Genomic DNA, 15,180 nt, shown 5'->3' on the forward strand with positions numbered 1-15,180 from the left:
CTATTTTTGAAGGATTAGAAAGAAAGTTTGAGTCCGATAGTGATAGTTCGAGCCAACGGATAAGTGAAGTAATCTATTCCGGAACTTGCAATATCACTTCCAGATGTACTGGACTCGGGATCATATCCCGGATAATCAGTAAAGGTATAAAGGTTAGCAACGTCCGCATATAAAGACAATGCACTAATGCCTAGATCTTTAACGGTGTCTGATGGAAAATTATAAGTCAGATTAACATTTTTGATACGGGTAAAAGAAGAATCGAACAAAAAATGTGAACTAGTACCGAACCCATTTGCATAGTTGCTTCTAATAGCCCTAGGTTGAAACCCTTCACCAGGCTGAGATTCAGAAACCCATCTACCCAATGATATATCAGCTATTTGATTTTGTACACCGGCACTATTAAGAATTGCAGTACCCGCTTGAAAATACGTAGAGGCTCCCTCTGAACCTACCAATGAGATGCCAAGACTAAGATTTTTGTATGAAAATCTATTGTCAAAACCCCAAGTAAAATCAGGAAAAGGACTTCCTACAATTTTACGATCATCGTTGTCTATCACCCCGTCCTCGTTGACATCTTCAAAAATAAGGTCGCCTGCCTGTGTTCTAGGGTGCTGAACCGCTGCACCTGCTACTTCCGCTGCATTAGCAAAAACGCCTATAGCATTTAACATATAAAAACTTGAGATCGATTCTCCTACCTCGGTTATCTGAAAAGCATTATTTGAGATTCTCCCAGTTTCCGTTGCCAACTTGAGAACCTTATTCTGGTTAGTACTTAAGGTAGCGTTGCTGTTCCAAGTAAAATCGCCGGCCTGAATATTTATAGTTCTCAATCCGAACTCCAAACCTCTATTCTCTATATCTCCAATGTTTTGTGTTGCACTTTGAAAGCCGGTTGCTGATGGTAATTGCACGGCAAGAAGAAGGTCTGTCTTTAAATCTCTATAAGCATCAACAGTTAGTGAGATCCGGTCGTCGAATAAGCCCAGGTCAAGACCAACATTGGTCTGTTTGGATTTTTCCCAAGTCAGATTATCATTTGAAAGAGAGCTAGGAACTAACCCGGGAACCTGACTCCCATTCGCAACATAATTGGATTGGGATAAAAGACCTATATGGTTATAATTTCCAATCTGGTTGTTCCCTGAAATTCCATAACTAGCCCGCAGTTTCAAATTATTTATGAAATCAATCGAGTCCATAAAACCCTCTTCAGAAATATTATATCCCACGGAAGCAGAAGGAAAGGCACCCCACTTATTATTGCTTCCAAAACGAGAACTACCGTCTTTTCGTATTGTAGCAGTGAATAAGTATTTACTATCATAAGAATAATTAACTCTTCCCATAAAGGAGAGCAAGGACCATTCTGAGATAATTTGGTCGCCTGCATTAACGATACCTGCCGAAATGTAGGGTACATTTTCAGTTGGGAAATCCGATGCCCCCGCAGAAAGCCTATCGAATCTATCCTTTTGAACAGTAAACCCTCCCAAAACATCAAAAAAGTGGTTTTCGTTTATGGTTTTTTTATAGTTCAAAGTGTTCTCATTAAGCCAATTGATAACATTGGTTCTAGTTGCCCCAGCATTGGCAGGATAATTCAAATTTGTAAAATTAGGTATCTTAGAGGACCTCCAAATATCTATTTGTCCTGCCGTGTAGTTTAAACCTATAGTGGATTTAAAGGTAAGCCCATCAAGCAATTTATATTCCAAATAATTGTTCCACAATATATTAGCGGTTCTTCTATTATCGGAAAACCCACTAAGCAAATCAAGTGGATTTGCCAACCACCCTAAACCGCCGGAGACATCATCCTGATTGAAATAAGGCTCGCCATTTTCATCATAAACCGGTATAGTGGGCGCAGCGGAAAGAACTGCCATGATGAGCCCACCTGTTCCATAGTGGCCTTCACTATTCGGAAATCGACCATAACTGTACGAACCAGTCAAGGAAGTCCCTATTTTAAGTCTATCAGAAATATTAGAATCTATATTTGTGCGTAAATTAAAACGTTTGAAGCTTGACGTTTCGATAATACCGTCTTGGTCAAAATAACCTCCAGCTATAAAAAAACGAGTCTTTTCATTTCCATTATTAAAGGAAACTTGATAGTTCCGTACCGGGGCAACCCTATAGATTACATCTTGCCAATCTGTATCAACACTGATCGAAGAAGGATTCCTAAAGGCGGACGGTACCTGTGTTGCCCCAGAGCGTACACTGTTTGGGTCATCCGCATTGCCGCCAGCAAATACCCACGCATTATCCCTTCCTTGGGCTACAAATTCCGCATATTGGGGACTGTTCAACATATCAAGTTTATTCGCAACCGACTGCATTCCCAGTGACGCTTCAACACTGATTTCCGATTTCCCGACCTTTCCTCTCTTCGTTGTAATAATAATAACACCATTCGACCCCCTAGAACCATAGATTGCAGTAGCCGAAGCATCTTTTAGTATATCAATAGACTCTATATCAGAAGGATTAATTGACCCTAAGGGGTTTATGCGTTGTTGGGTATTACCCGCAATTCCTGCAGCGGAGTACAGGTTCGTTCCATACGATCCAAAATCAGAATTGCCCCCACCTCCTATTGGAAAACCATCAACAACATATAATGGTTCGTTGCCTCCGGTTATAGAACTCATACCACGAACCAAAATATTTATATTACCCCCTGGGGCTCCAGAAGTCTGGGAAATTTGTACTCCTGCAACTTTACCTTGCAGCATCTGATCAAAACTTGCAATAGAAGGTTGGCTTACCTCGTCCATATCCACTCGTGTTATGGATCCCGTGAGATCCTTCTTTAGCTGTGTACCATAACCGACAACCACAACTTCGTCAAGATTACTAACATCTTCCTCAAGAATTACGCTTATATTACTCTGTCCGCCAACTGCAATCTCTTTTTTAACAAACCCAATGTAAGAGAAAACCAAAATAGCATTAGAGGAATTGGCTGTAATTGAAAAATTTCCATCAAAATCAGTAACAACGCCATTAGACGTATTCATTTCCAATACATTCACACCTGGCAGGGGCGCACCATTGGCGTCCACCACATTTCCTGTAATTGTTGATTGGATCTCATTCTTATCGAAATCTGAAGGATTATCAAAATCAATGGCCATCACTCCGAAAGAATTAAACATGACAAGAACAAACGTTAGGAAGCGAGGGTTCTTAGCGCCCCACCATTTTTTAAAATTTTTCATAGGTTTCATAATTACTTGATATTAATTTATTATTGAGTTAATTCTCTGATATTATTACCGATTCAATGTTTAGGTAGTTTGCTATTTTAGCAATACTCTGTGCGTGATGCCCAATACCTAAAGCGAAATGATGGGTTGGGCCTTCTGCCATCCATTTATACAGAAATGAACGCACATCTGGCTTAAAATGTCCACGGGTATTTGTATTTCCCGTTGGGGGGATTGCCCCTTTAATAGATTGACCTTCTGCAATCACAAATTTGAACTTACCGTCGTAGGTAGAGTTAATTGAGAGCATTGTAATTGGTCCTTCCTTTATCTTAAATTCTACGCCAGCCCCATTACCAGGTTTCCCATGATATTTTTTCAGACTCCTAAGAATAGGTTTTCCATCCGCAATGGAAATGTTGTGAGGTCCGTCATGGCCTACAAGAACAAAATCATCATTAAAATCTACCGGGTGAAACTCAGCAAAACTTCCTCCAATCCCTAGTCGATCCATGATTAACATGGCAATAAGAGTCTTTAGATCAGATTCGCCACACATAGGGAATCCATTGGAAGTTAGAATTGAATTTCCTACAATTAAATTGGACATAACCCTTCTTAACTCGCTGTTTGGAGGGCCATCATAATAATAAGCCAGCCCATCTATATTTCTCTCCACAACAAACTTTTCCAAAGCAATACTCACTTTCGCCGCAATGCGCAGGTCCTCATCAATTAATTTTAGTGATATTGGATCCGAAACTGGATCTGGGGTATCGAAAAAATCCAGAATCTGTTGCTCCTTCATTTTTATTTCCTCTTCTGTCACCCTATCGTAGCAAGACATTATTTCATTCGCCTCACACTGCACCACATGCGACCCAAAAATTGAAGTCAACATTGTGGCATCCGTATGCATATCCAACATGGCATTCAGAGGGTGGCCAATGTGTCCCAAATGAACGTTCTTAAGATCATGAAGTACTTTTGCAATACGGCAATATTCATCAATTCGTTTATCGACATGATCATCATCATACAATGTTCCAATAATCATGTCAGGTACTTTTTTTCCCATGCGGGCAGCAACGCCTGCAAATTCTGGTAACGCACAGATATCGTCATTTACCAATTGCATGTAGGTAGAAGCTTTAGAATAATCCAAAGCTTTTCTAGGCTGCATTGCCACCATAACGATCGGGATAGAAAGAGATTTTACGATAATTCCAAATGTACCCGACGTGGCATAGGTTAACATATTGCAAAAGACAAGGTCCAGGTTGGCTGATTGAATATCCTTTAGTTTAACATAGGCCTTTTTTGGGTTATCTATCATACCGAAATCCACTATTTCCGCACCCTTATCGCTTAGTTTCTCCAATAAAACACTATGCTTTCCCATTAGCTCATCCAAGAGTCCGTCAAATTGCCCCCAATAAACATCGTACCCTACTCCAAAAACACCGATACGCTGAGGTTCCTTTTTAATATTGAATTTCATATAAATATAATTAACGTTTAATATTATTTATTTAACGCACTAAGTAATTTTTTATATAAAAAATTAAATAGTGGGGATATGCTTTAACTGCCTGATTTTTGGCATCAACACCAAAAAAAGGATGAAAGCAACAGGGTACATCAGGCCCGAATAAATCCACATAGGATCATAAGAAAACTTCTCGATTATATTCCCCATTAAAGGATTTATCAATACTGAAGATAAAGCACCTGCACTCCCGGATAGTCCGATAACAGTTGATGTAATAGACTTTCCAAATGTATCGCTGATTGCCGTTATGTAATTGGTTATCCAAAGACCATGCGCAAAAAAGGCCACCACCATTATAACAATCACCCATTCTTCGGAGGGCATATACTTAACAAATAGAGCAGATAAGGTCAGAATTGCCGCAACGCCCATTACCCCTTTTCTGGCCCAGTCCAGATTCCCGGTACTTCTAAAAACTTTATCTGAAAAGAAACCTCCCAACATATTGGAAATCCCCAAGGCCAAAAATGGAATCCAAAAAAGTTCACCAATCTTTTCCAGGTCGACACCTCTTGAATCACTTAAGTATTTTGGAATCCAAAACATATAAAAATAAAAGATCGGATCCAAAATAAACCGGATAAGTATAAAAATCCAAACCTCTTTTATTTTCAATATCTTGCCAACAGAACGAAAAGTTTCCGCCCAAGACTTAACCTCCTTCAAATCACGCTTTGCTTTAGCCTTGTTCTTTGGGAGCAAGAACCACACCAGCACCCATAACAACCCAAAAATACCAGTAACCAAAAATACACCACGCCAACCAATAGTCCCGATAAGATATACGCATAAAGGTGGTGCAGCTACAGCCCCAAGGGCCGAACCCCCAATGGCGATTCCATTGGCTAGAGCCTGCTTTTTCTTTGGAACCCATTCCACTACCGCCTTAATAGCACCTGGAAAAGCACCGCCTTCTCCCAATCCCAGAAAAAAGCGATATATCCCAAAATGAAAAGCATTTGTAGCAACGCTATGAAGAGCTGTGGCCAAAGACCAAATACCAACGGAGTAACCAAGCCCTTTACGGCTTCCAAACCGATCTATCAAAATCCCCCCTAAGGTAAACATTATCGCATAGCTTACTAAAAATCCTGTATTGATGAAACCATAATCCGTATCCGAAATTGGAAAGTCTTCTCTGATTCTAATTATAGAAACAGACAAAACTTGTCTATCCAAGAAACTTAGCGCAGTTGCCAAGAATGCCATAAACACAACTATCCAATAAACATTTTTTTGCTTAAACATAACTTAACGCACTAAGATTTGTTAACAACAAATATAACCATATTTTGCATATATCAAAATTTTATTGATAATTTTGTAAGTATATCCCAAATAAATGAAACTAGATTATGAAAAATGCAACCCCCAAGTATATTAGCATCAGTAAGGAACTAATCCAAAAAATAGAATCCGGCGAATATCAGCCTGGAGATAAAATTCCTTCTGAAAACGAATTGATTGAGATGTACTCTGTCAGCAACACTACCGCTAGAAAGAGCCTACTTGAAGTTGAACTTAGAGGGTGGGCCAATCGTATCAGAGGCAAGGGAACTTATGTTCTAAACCGTTTCGAAGATAAGCATATAACCAGAGTTTTAGGTGCCTTTGATGCCGTAAAGGAAAGTTTCAATACGAAACTGGTACAGGAAGGTTTTAAACCCAAAAATGTAATTATAGAAAAGGTAGTCATGGACGAGGGAATTTCTACAAATATCAATAACAAGCATTATATAATGAATGGTCCAATATTAAAAATTCACCGTCTACGATATGCCGATGAAATTTTACTTAAAGACGAAACTAGGTACATTTCTATGACCCTCTGCCCGAAAATAAACATTCGGGATTTTGAAGGAATCTCATTAATAACAGCCTATGAAAAGGAATATAATCTAAAATTGACCAATGTTGAACGTACTTTAGGAAATACCATTTTAACTCCAAATGAGGAAAAAAACAACTTCGAAAATGAAGTGCCTATGGCTGCTTTTGTTCTGGATGGTGCCGTTTTTTGTGAACCTGATCAAATTGTAGAAATAGAGCATTCTTACTATAGAGGAGATAAATATAAGTTTGCAGTTGTTGCCAAGCCGCAACTAACACTTGAAAAATAGAACTACCTATTATGATAATACATTGACTAATAGCAGCCTCTGCATAAAGTATAGTTGCATTGAGCAATTGGGCTTATAGTACTCGGGAAATGATAGCTGAAGTAATGATTTTTTAACACAACCATAAGACCCACAGAAGCAATATTATTAAATATACCTCTTATGTTATATGCAACCTGAAAACAATACAGCATGAATTCCAAACTGAATTTCAAATTGCGAACTATACACTCCTGGACAGGTATTTAGGGTCTCTATTGCGCCTAGAAATTGGCATATTTCCACCCTCCGATTTATATAGTAGTCACAACCACAAACATTGAATACCTAGAATTTATGACCCCCTGCTTTTTGACTTGTAAACTATTTTTAGAATGAAAAATAAAAAAATTGTCAACAACTGATTATCAACAATTTATAAAACAGCCAGCTATGTATCCATGCCGAAATGTTCTATCAGTTTTAAAAAAAGTGAGCCTTTTCTGAGCCTTTTGTAAAACCAAAAAGGCCCCCAATTTCTTGGAGGCCCTATAATTATTGGTGATGGCAGAAGGATTCGAACCTTCGACCGCCTGCTTAGAAGGCGCTTTTTTTAGTTTCCCATAGCTTCCTATAGATTCTTTTATACTTATATATCATTGATAAACAGTAGATTACACACATTTGATATCATATGATATCAAATAACATCAAAAAAAACTATGCACAAAGTATGCACATTTTTGATTATCTTACAATATAAACCTGTGAAATATGGCTCGCGCAAGACTAATTTTAGACGTACGTACGCATTCAAAAAACACAGATGGATTGTATCCAATTGCCTTGCGTGTGTTTCATAAAAAGCAAAGAATTATTCGACTTCCCTTTTTTACTTCCAGTGACGGATGGGATGAGAAAAACATGGCATTTAAGAAATCAGCCATTGCTAATAGAGAACAGGAATGCGATGAAATAAATAAAGAGCTGAACGAAAAATTGTACTCGGCCAAATCGATAATTGATAAACTTGGTAAAATTATCAATGAGATATCTGTTGATGTCCTAATAGAAAATATTAAGGAATCCTGGGATAAGAAATTAGACTCCGATTTAAAAAAGAACCTCTCTAATGAAATATCTTTATCGGAGTGGGGACAAGTTTTGATTGACCGGAAATTGAGGGAAGGAAAGCCCAGTACGGCCAAATGGTATCAAAACTCAATAGCCGCATTTGTAAACTTCAATAAAGGCGCACCTATTAAACTCTATCAGCTTAACGTAACTTTTCTAAAGGAGTTTGAACTAGTTAATAAAGCTAAGGGAAATTCAAATAACGGAATAAGTGCCTATATGCGTGGGGTTAGGGCAATATACAACAGTGCTATAAAGGAAGATAGGTACGTCCCGATCAAAAACCCATTTAATCATTACAGAATACCAACAACCCGACGTACCAAGAAGAAGGCCCTCTCCAAAGAAAGTATAGTTACCATTAGAAATTTAAAATACAAGAAAGGTTCCAACCTTTGGCACACCCAAAATTATCTATTATGTATGTTCAATTGTAGGGGCATGAACTTAATCGATCTCGCAAAATTGCGGTTAAAAGATATCGGGGAAAGTCGAATCTTTTATGGAAGAAGCAAAACAGGCGATCCTCTATCGGTTAAAATAACAGATGAATTTGCGAGTATCTTAGAATATTATAAAGAAGGAAAAAGCCCTAACGATTTTATTTTTCCCATTGGTTATGATGGATCCGTTGAAACATTCACAAAGTATAAATCCGACAGAAGGTTAGTTAATAAGTTATTCAAGATAATTGCTGAAGATGCTGGTATCGAAGAAAAGATCACCTCCTACTACATCCGTCATTCTTGGGCCACTATTGCCAAAAACATGGGGATTTCTACTGAAATTATTAGTGAAGGCCTGGGGCACCATTCTGTTAAAACCACTGAAATTTACTTAAAGAGCTTTGATAATTCTGTTTTGGATGACGCTAATGAGCAAATCGTTTCTTAGCTCCTTATTGTTTTTCTTTTATTCCAATAAGACGGAGATTCTGTGCTCTGTAAAAAACACTATGAAATTTTCATTAAAAAACATATCGGTTGGTTACAATTCTATTAGAATGGAAAATCTCCCAAATCTTACCCAAGAACTTTGCGCTTGGATCCTATGCTGTTTTTGTAGTGTTCAGGCAGATAAACGTCAAGCAAAAACAGCATAGGGCGCAACCTACTTAATTGAGATAAGGCAATTAATTTAATATGCTGAATTAACATTACCCTTCCTAATCATAAAAAAGCACTATTTTTAAAAGCCTAAACCAGACCTAGATTTAAATGGCATTTTTCCAAAGTTCTGTCCTTAAAAAGTATCTGAAACTACAGGATGGCAAAACTGTTCTAAAAGCATATAAAAGGTATTCCTCTTATTTTCTAAATCAAACTATTCAAGAGAATATTAGGAACTCAAAGGAAGAGCAGTTCCAAGCTACCTTTCTTACAGAGTTGTTTGTAAATATATTGGGATACACTATCAATCCTAGTCCAAATTACGATCTAACAACTGAGTTTAAGAACGAAAAGAATAATAGAAAGGCGGACGGGGCCATTCTTTTGGGAGAAAAAGCGATTGGAGTGGTAGAACTAAAAGGTACCAAAACCAAAGACCTGGAAAGCATCCGGCGCCAGGCCTTTGACTACAAAGCCAACCAAAAGGGCTGTGTCTATGTCATCACCTCCAACTTTGAAAAACTCCGCTTTTATATTAATGATTCATCCGATTTTGAGGAATTCAATCTCTTTGAACTTTCCGAAGATGAGTTTGCCCTGCTCTACCTATGCCTCCATAAGGACAACATTTTCCAGAACCTTCCCCAAAAAATAAAGGAAGACTCCGTTGTGGTAGAGGAACAGATCACCAAAGAATTTTATAAGGATTATTCCATTTTTAAACGGGAACTGTACCGCGATCTGGTAAAAAAGAATGCCAAAAGACTGAAAAATTCCCGAAAGGAAGAATTGGAGGAAATATCCATTGGCTCGGCTTTGGAACAGGAGCTGCAAAGTTTGGAGAAAAACGTAAAGTTGGCACTTTTTAAAAAATCCCAAAAACTTATTGACCGATTCCTTTTTATCTTCTTCTCTGAGGACAGGGGTTTATTACCCCCCAATTCTACCGTGCAGATCTTGAAAAAATGGCGGGCGGATATGGACTTTGGGGACGAACGTCCGCTGTACAATCTCTTTAAACAGTATTTCCATTATTTGGATACGGGCAGGAAAGGCACAACCAATAGGGAAGAAATATACGCCTATAATGGTGGACTCTTCAAACCCGACACTATTCTGGACGGACTGGAGATCGATGATGAAATGCTTTATAAGCACACCCTAAAACTAGCCAATTACGATTTTGAAAGCCAGGTGGATGTCAACATTTTGGGACATATTTTTGAGAACTCGCTTAACGAAATAGAAAGTGTCAATGCAGAGATCGAAGGAACTGTTTTTGACCAACAAAAAAGCAAACGAAAAAAGGATGGGGTTTTCTATACCCCAAAGTACATTACCAAATATATTGTAGAGAACACTATCGGCAAACTGTGCGAAGAAAAGAAATCGACACTCGGTTTTATTGAGGAGGAATACTTCAAGAGCCGTGCCAACCGGCCCAAAAAGAAATTGGCAGAACTACTGCAGTTGTTGGACCATTATAGGGACTGGCTCTTACAGCTCACCATCTGCGACCCGGCCTGTGGTTCTGGGGCTTTTTTGAACCAAGCCCTGGATTTTTTGATCAAAGAGCACAAGTACATAGATGAGCTAAAGGCCAAAGTATTGGGCGGCGGATTGGTCTTTGCGGACATAGAGAACACCATTTTGGAAAACAATATTTATGGGGTAGACCTTAATGAGGAAAGTGTGGAAATAGCCAAACTCTCGTTATGGCTTCGTACCGCCCAGCCCAGAAGAAAGTTGAACGACCTTAGCAGTAATATTAAATGTGGCAACAGTCTCATAGACGACAAAAAAGTGGCCGGGAATAAGGCCTTTGATTGGCAGCAACAATTCCCCAAGGTATTTAAAAAAGGAGGTTTTGATGTGGTGATCGGGAATCCGCCTTATGTTAAACTAGAGGTCATTAAGGAGACATCTGAACAATTAAAGCAAATTGGTTTTGAAACCTTTGATAAAAGGGGTGATTTGTATGTGCTGTTTGTTGAGAAAGGATTTGAAATTTTAAAACCATCTGGCGTTATTTCTTTTATTATGCCAAATAAATGGCTGCAAGCTGGCTACGGTCAACCCTTGAGAAAGTACTTTTTGAAAAAAAGAATAGTGCAATTGATTGATTTTGGGGATATTCAGATTTTTCAGGGAGCAACGACATATCCACTTATTTTTATAGCTGAAAATGCAGCGCCAACTAAGAAATTTAATATAGCCGTACTAAAGTCAGCAACCGCATCCGATTTCCAAACCAATGTTGCCCTAAGTTTTGAAAGTTACTCCACCAACAGTTTTGATGATAGGACTTGGGTGATTTCGTCCAAAAAAGGTAATAATTTACTTTCCAAACTTGAAACCAGGTTTACCTCACTTGATGAATATACAAATGGAAAATCACTCCGTGGTGTACTTACAGGGTTGACAGACGCATTCGTATTCGAACGTAATCAGCGAGATAAAATTCTTTTGGAAGATCCTAAAAGTGCTGAATTAATACATCCAGTTTTGAGAGGAAGAGATATTAAACCTTATCATGGTCCTTTAGGTGATATGTTTATGATTTGCACATTTCCTTCACTAAATATTGACATTGAGGATTACCCAGGAGTTAAGAAGTACCTTTTGGATTTTGGGAAAGAAAGACTGGAACAATCTGGACGAAAAGGAAGTCGAAAAAAAACCAACAATAGGTGGTTTGAGACACAAGATGCAATTGCGTACCATCGAGATTTCAAACTTCCAAAAATCATGTATCAAAAATTCCAAGTCAAACCTTGCTTTATTTATGATGAGCAAGGTCTTTACTGTAATGATTCAATGTGGATAATTCCTTCAAACAATAAAAGTCTCGTGGGAATCCTGAATTCTAATATGGGTTGGTGGCTCATTACCAAATACTGTACTCAAATTCAAAATGGTTGCCAGCTGATATGGAAGTATTTTGGTCAAATCCCTATCCCAAACCTAAATGGCGAATTGGATGTTCTGGTCAATGCCATGATCGTCAATACAAAGGAATTAAATAGTGATTTGAATCAATTATTAGATTTATTGCAATCCAAGTTTGGTATCGTTAAATTTAGTAGAAAACTTGAAAATTGGCATCAATTGGAATTTAGTGATTTTCTAAAAGAATTAAAAAAGGAAAAAGTGGGTCTTTCATTGTCCGAGGAGGCCGAATGGCTTACATATTTTAACGAACGAAAGAAAAAAATACAGGACATTCAAGCACACATAACCCGAACGGAAAAAGAAATTGATGCCAAGGTCTACGAACTTTACGGCTTAACGGAGGAGGAAATCAAGGTTGTAGAGAATTCTTAAAACTATTATTTATGGAACTGGACCGTAACGAAGAACAAGCCTTTAAGGGTGCCTTGTTGAGTGCCATGCACAAAATGGCCAAATTGGTGCAAGAGGGTAGCCTAGTATCGGCCTTGGATTTTAAGGAAATGATAGAAAAATCCCAGAAAGGCGATATGTTTTTAGTTACTGTAACCAAAATAGTGTATGTGTACGAGGAATATGACGGTCCCAATGTGGCAGTATATTGCTCGTATAAGGAACATAGATACCGCGGCAGTTTCTATATGGCAGAACCGCCCGGAACATTCAAGGACAGATCACTGATCCCCCATAACATTACCGTTGAAAAATTAATACGTTGGGATGAATACATGGAAGAGAATATTTGGGAGGCGTTTTAAAAATCTAATATCCGGTCATCCTTGTATATACCAAGGACTATTAAGGCCCTCAAGAGAAATCTTTCTAACTCCTGACCGTTAAGTGGTCTTTATATAAAAACCCAATATTCGGAAAAAAATGAGCCTGGGCAGTATTGGTAGTAGGGTTACAATATCATTCGCCTAAAAACCCTCCGGAAAAAAATTTAAAAGTTAAAGCAACTTTTTTGATTAGAATGCATCCTCAATTTAGCGACTAGAGAGATATTTTATTATACTAGTTCATGCATTATACCATTAAGAAGCTATTATGAAACCAACGAATATTATCAAACTGCTGTTACTTCTCATGGTCACCCATTCATGTTCCAATGATGACTCCCAGCCGAATTGTTTTCAGGAGGAGAACAGAAAAATTGAAGCAAGGTTTACAGATCTTATTGGCGAAATTGACAAGGATGGCTGTCAGTCAAATTATACCATAATTGGAATTTCTACACCTCCTAATATCTACCTCCCTTTGGTCCCCTGCAACCTTTCAGAAGAATTTAAGGAGGATGGTCTAAAGGTAAGGTTTAGTGGGTATATGTATGAGACATTTGAAACGGAGGATATATGCGCCATGCCCTTTGAGATTACAAAAATGGAATTGGAATAAAAGGAGCTTTGGCCATTTTTTAATATTTGGGCAGATAAGCGTCCAGCAAAAACAGCATAGGGCGCAACCTACTTTGGATTTGGCTCTTTCTCTTTTTCCATCCAAATCAGAAATCCCTTGTAAACCTCTGGGTGTTCCTTGAAAAAAACATTCAACTCTGTTGAAACAGCTGCTTTTCCCTCCTGGAAGGCTATCTCTTTTTCTTTCTCGAACTGTCTAACCTGATAGCCTAGATAGCCCAATGTGGAGATGGAAAGTATTGGAATCGCCAATATCATAATGAGGAACCATTTCGGAATTAGGAGTGCCGTTTTTATTTCTTGTTTTACTTCACTAAGTCCCGTATTTTGCTCTCGGAAGTGATTGTCCTGTGTTTTATTGAGTTCCTCCTGCTTGTACCGTATTTGGGATATATCCTTTACGGTCTCAGAACTGGTCAGTTCCTTGGTCAGTGTTCTCAATTGTACCAACATCTGTTTCAGTCCTTCCAGTTCATCGACCAATAATTCCGTGATTTCGTCTAGCTTTGCCATATTGTTTTGGTTTTCAAATTAATATCCTATTTCCATTCCAGCACTTTTTTGGATCGCTTGTTTAATGACTGTTTTAGCCAGTTTTATAGCGATATTCCCACTTAGCTGGGTGGCCTTTCCCATCAGGCTAACAGTTTTATACTGGCCCTGAAGAATGCTTTTCTCTGCATGGTTGGCTATCCCCATCACCACTCTGCTACCGGACATGGAACGGTGTACCTCGCTTCCCTTTAGGTTTTGGCCCTTGTATTGGAACCGGAACCCTTGCAGCTGATTGGACTTATTGATACTTGGGATAACTTGTACGTTTTTTTCCTTCATTAGCTTGATATAACTATCCAGGTCCTTGGGGCGTTGTTCGTTCATCACTTTTTCATGTACCTGCTTAATCTCCTGTCTTATATTCAGTAGCTGTTCCAATCTTTCCAGTTGTACTTCCCGTACCGTGGTAAGCCCCATTTTCTCTGCCACCCGTTCAGCGGCTAGCTGACTCCTCTTCCCAATAAAACTGTCGTTATAAGCAGTTCCGTTAAAATCGATACGGTTTACGTACACATGAACATGCGTATGTGGCTGATTCCTATGAACAAAGGCGATGGCCTGATGTTCCTGTAATTTCATTTCCTTGAGAAATTTTGCAGTCATCTCGTTGAGCTCTTTGGCTTTTAGCTGTTTTCCATCTTCAATGGTAGGGCTGATGACAAAACTCAAGGTGTTCTTTTTGCATTGATAGTTCTGGGATTGGATGATGTTGAATTCCTTGGTAATCTGGTTTGGAGTTTGCCCAGCTACGTGATTGGAGTATACGACCTCGGCTTGTTTCTCCTTGTTCCAGCCATAGCTCATGGAATTTCCGGTATGCGATATTGATTTTCCTATGCCTATCATTTTTTGAAATTATAAAGGTGGTTCTGTAGTTCTTCTGCCAGCTTGGTCACCTCGGCCGTCAGATTAGGATCCCGTTTTCGGTACATGTTCCCGATCAATTTAAAGTTGGTACCGTACTTGGCCAACATCTTATAAAGGTCTATTTGTTCCTCTGTTAACCGTTCAATGATCTTAATTCCAAAGGCGGCACGCCTACAATATTCACTCACGCTAAGACCGCTCTTTTTAGCCTTTATCTGGAGCAACTTTTTCTCAAATAGAGAACATCGAAATTTAACATAGGTACGTTTCATT

Annotated in this window: 11 protein-coding genes; 5 read left to right on the forward strand and 6 right to left on the reverse strand. The window is 38.6% G+C overall.

Features of this window, described 5'->3' with window-relative positions; genetic code table 11:
* Positions 1-14: 14 nt before the first annotated feature.
* The 3 genes from QSE00_RS13745 to QSE00_RS13755 form a co-directional block, all read right to left on the reverse strand.
* Positions 15-3,248, reverse strand: a complete 3,234-nt coding sequence (locus tag QSE00_RS13745; protein ID WP_093978959.1) for a SusC/RagA family TonB-linked outer membrane protein — start codon at positions 3,246-3,248, stop codon at positions 15-17.
* 28 nt (positions 3,249-3,276) lie between these two features.
* Positions 3,277-4,728 (reverse strand): L-fucose/L-arabinose isomerase family protein, encoded by a 1,452-nt coding sequence (locus tag QSE00_RS13750; protein WP_093978958.1) that lies wholly within the window; start codon positions 4,726-4,728, stop codon positions 3,277-3,279.
* A 63-nt stretch (positions 4,729-4,791) separates the two neighbouring features.
* Positions 4,792-6,027: an MFS transporter gene (locus tag QSE00_RS13755; protein WP_093978957.1), complete on the reverse strand. Its 1,236-nt coding sequence runs from the start codon at positions 6,025-6,027 to the stop codon at positions 4,792-4,794.
* A 107-nt stretch (positions 6,028-6,134) separates the two neighbouring features.
* Here QSE00_RS13755 and QSE00_RS13760 point away from each other — a divergent pair, with 107 nt between their 5' ends.
* The 5 genes from QSE00_RS13760 to QSE00_RS13780 all read left to right on the forward strand — a co-directional run bounded on the left by QSE00_RS13760 (position 6,135) and on the right by QSE00_RS13780 (position 13,465).
* Positions 6,135-6,899, forward strand: a complete 765-nt coding sequence (locus QSE00_RS13760; RefSeq protein WP_072864300.1) for a GntR family transcriptional regulator — start codon at positions 6,135-6,137, stop codon at positions 6,897-6,899.
* Positions 6,900-7,652: 753 nt separating this feature from the next.
* Positions 7,653-8,906: a tyrosine-type recombinase/integrase gene (locus QSE00_RS13765; RefSeq protein WP_286106378.1), complete on the forward strand. Its 1,254-nt coding sequence runs from the start codon at positions 7,653-7,655 to the stop codon at positions 8,904-8,906.
* Between the two features lie 323 nt (positions 8,907-9,229).
* Positions 9,230-12,445 carry an Eco57I restriction-modification methylase domain-containing protein gene (locus QSE00_RS13770; protein ID WP_286106379.1) on the forward strand — a complete coding sequence of 1,072 codons (3,216 nt, stop codon included), beginning with the start codon at positions 9,230-9,232 and terminating at the stop codon, positions 12,443-12,445.
* An 11-nt stretch (positions 12,446-12,456) separates the two neighbouring features.
* Positions 12,457-12,828, forward strand: coding sequence for a hypothetical protein (locus tag QSE00_RS13775; RefSeq protein WP_286106381.1), 372 nt, complete (start codon positions 12,457-12,459; stop codon positions 12,826-12,828).
* Positions 12,829-13,117: 289 nt separating this feature from the next.
* Positions 13,118-13,465, forward strand: a complete 348-nt coding sequence (locus QSE00_RS13780; protein ID WP_286106383.1) for a hypothetical protein — start codon at positions 13,118-13,120, stop codon at positions 13,463-13,465.
* Positions 13,466-13,533: 68 nt separating this feature from the next.
* Here the strand turns inward: QSE00_RS13780 and QSE00_RS13785 are convergent, their stop codons facing one another.
* The 3 genes from QSE00_RS13785 to mbpA are packed head-to-tail and all read right to left on the reverse strand — an operon-like array spanning position 13,534 to position 15,179.
* Positions 13,534-13,998: a DUF6730 family protein gene (locus tag QSE00_RS13785; RefSeq protein WP_286106384.1), complete on the reverse strand. Its 465-nt coding sequence runs from the start codon at positions 13,996-13,998 to the stop codon at positions 13,534-13,536.
* Positions 13,999-14,016: 18 nt separating this feature from the next.
* Positions 14,017-14,886, reverse strand: coding sequence for a relaxase/mobilization nuclease domain-containing protein (locus QSE00_RS13790; protein WP_286106385.1), 870 nt, complete (start codon positions 14,884-14,886; stop codon positions 14,017-14,019).
* Positions 14,883-15,179, reverse strand: a complete 297-nt coding sequence (mbpA, locus tag QSE00_RS13795; RefSeq protein ID WP_286106386.1) for a mobilization protein MbpA — start codon at positions 15,177-15,179, stop codon at positions 14,883-14,885. Before mbpA ends, QSE00_RS13790 begins: the two co-directional genes overlap by 4 nt.
* Between the last annotated feature and the right edge of the window lies 1 nt (position 15,180).

Source organism: Arenibacter flavimaris (assembly GCF_030291335.1).
GTDB lineage: Bacteria > Bacteroidota > Bacteroidia > Flavobacteriales > Flavobacteriaceae > Arenibacter.

Bases quoted from the DNA above. Each gene is read 5' to 3' on its own strand.
- QSE00_RS13745 (WP_093978959.1), bottom strand. From the start codon at position 3,248: ATGAAACCTATGAAAAATTTTAAAAAATGGTGGGGCGCTAAGAACCCT.
- QSE00_RS13750 (WP_093978958.1), bottom strand. From the start codon at position 4,728: ATGAAATTCAATATTAAAAAGGAACCTCAGCGTATCGGTGTTTTTGGA.
- QSE00_RS13755 (WP_093978957.1), bottom strand. From the start codon at position 6,027: ATGTTTAAGCAAAAAAATGTTTATTGGATAGTTGTGTTTATGGCATTC.
- QSE00_RS13760 (WP_072864300.1), top strand. From the start codon at position 6,135: ATGAAAAATGCAACCCCCAAGTATATTAGCATCAGTAAGGAACTAATC.
- QSE00_RS13765 (WP_286106378.1), top strand. From the start codon at position 7,653: ATGGCTCGCGCAAGACTAATTTTAGACGTACGTACGCATTCAAAAAAC.
- QSE00_RS13770 (WP_286106379.1), top strand. From the start codon at position 9,230: ATGGCATTTTTCCAAAGTTCTGTCCTTAAAAAGTATCTGAAACTACAG.
- QSE00_RS13775 (WP_286106381.1), top strand. From the start codon at position 12,457: ATGGAACTGGACCGTAACGAAGAACAAGCCTTTAAGGGTGCCTTGTTG.
- QSE00_RS13780 (WP_286106383.1), top strand. From the start codon at position 13,118: ATGAAACCAACGAATATTATCAAACTGCTGTTACTTCTCATGGTCACC.
- QSE00_RS13785 (WP_286106384.1), bottom strand. From the start codon at position 13,998: ATGGCAAAGCTAGACGAAATCACGGAATTATTGGTCGATGAACTGGAA.
- QSE00_RS13790 (WP_286106385.1), bottom strand. From the start codon at position 14,886: ATGATAGGCATAGGAAAATCAATATCGCATACCGGAAATTCCATGAGC.
- mbpA (WP_286106386.1), bottom strand. From the start codon at position 15,179: ATGAAACGTACCTATGTTAAATTTCGATGTTCTCTATTTGAGAAAAAG.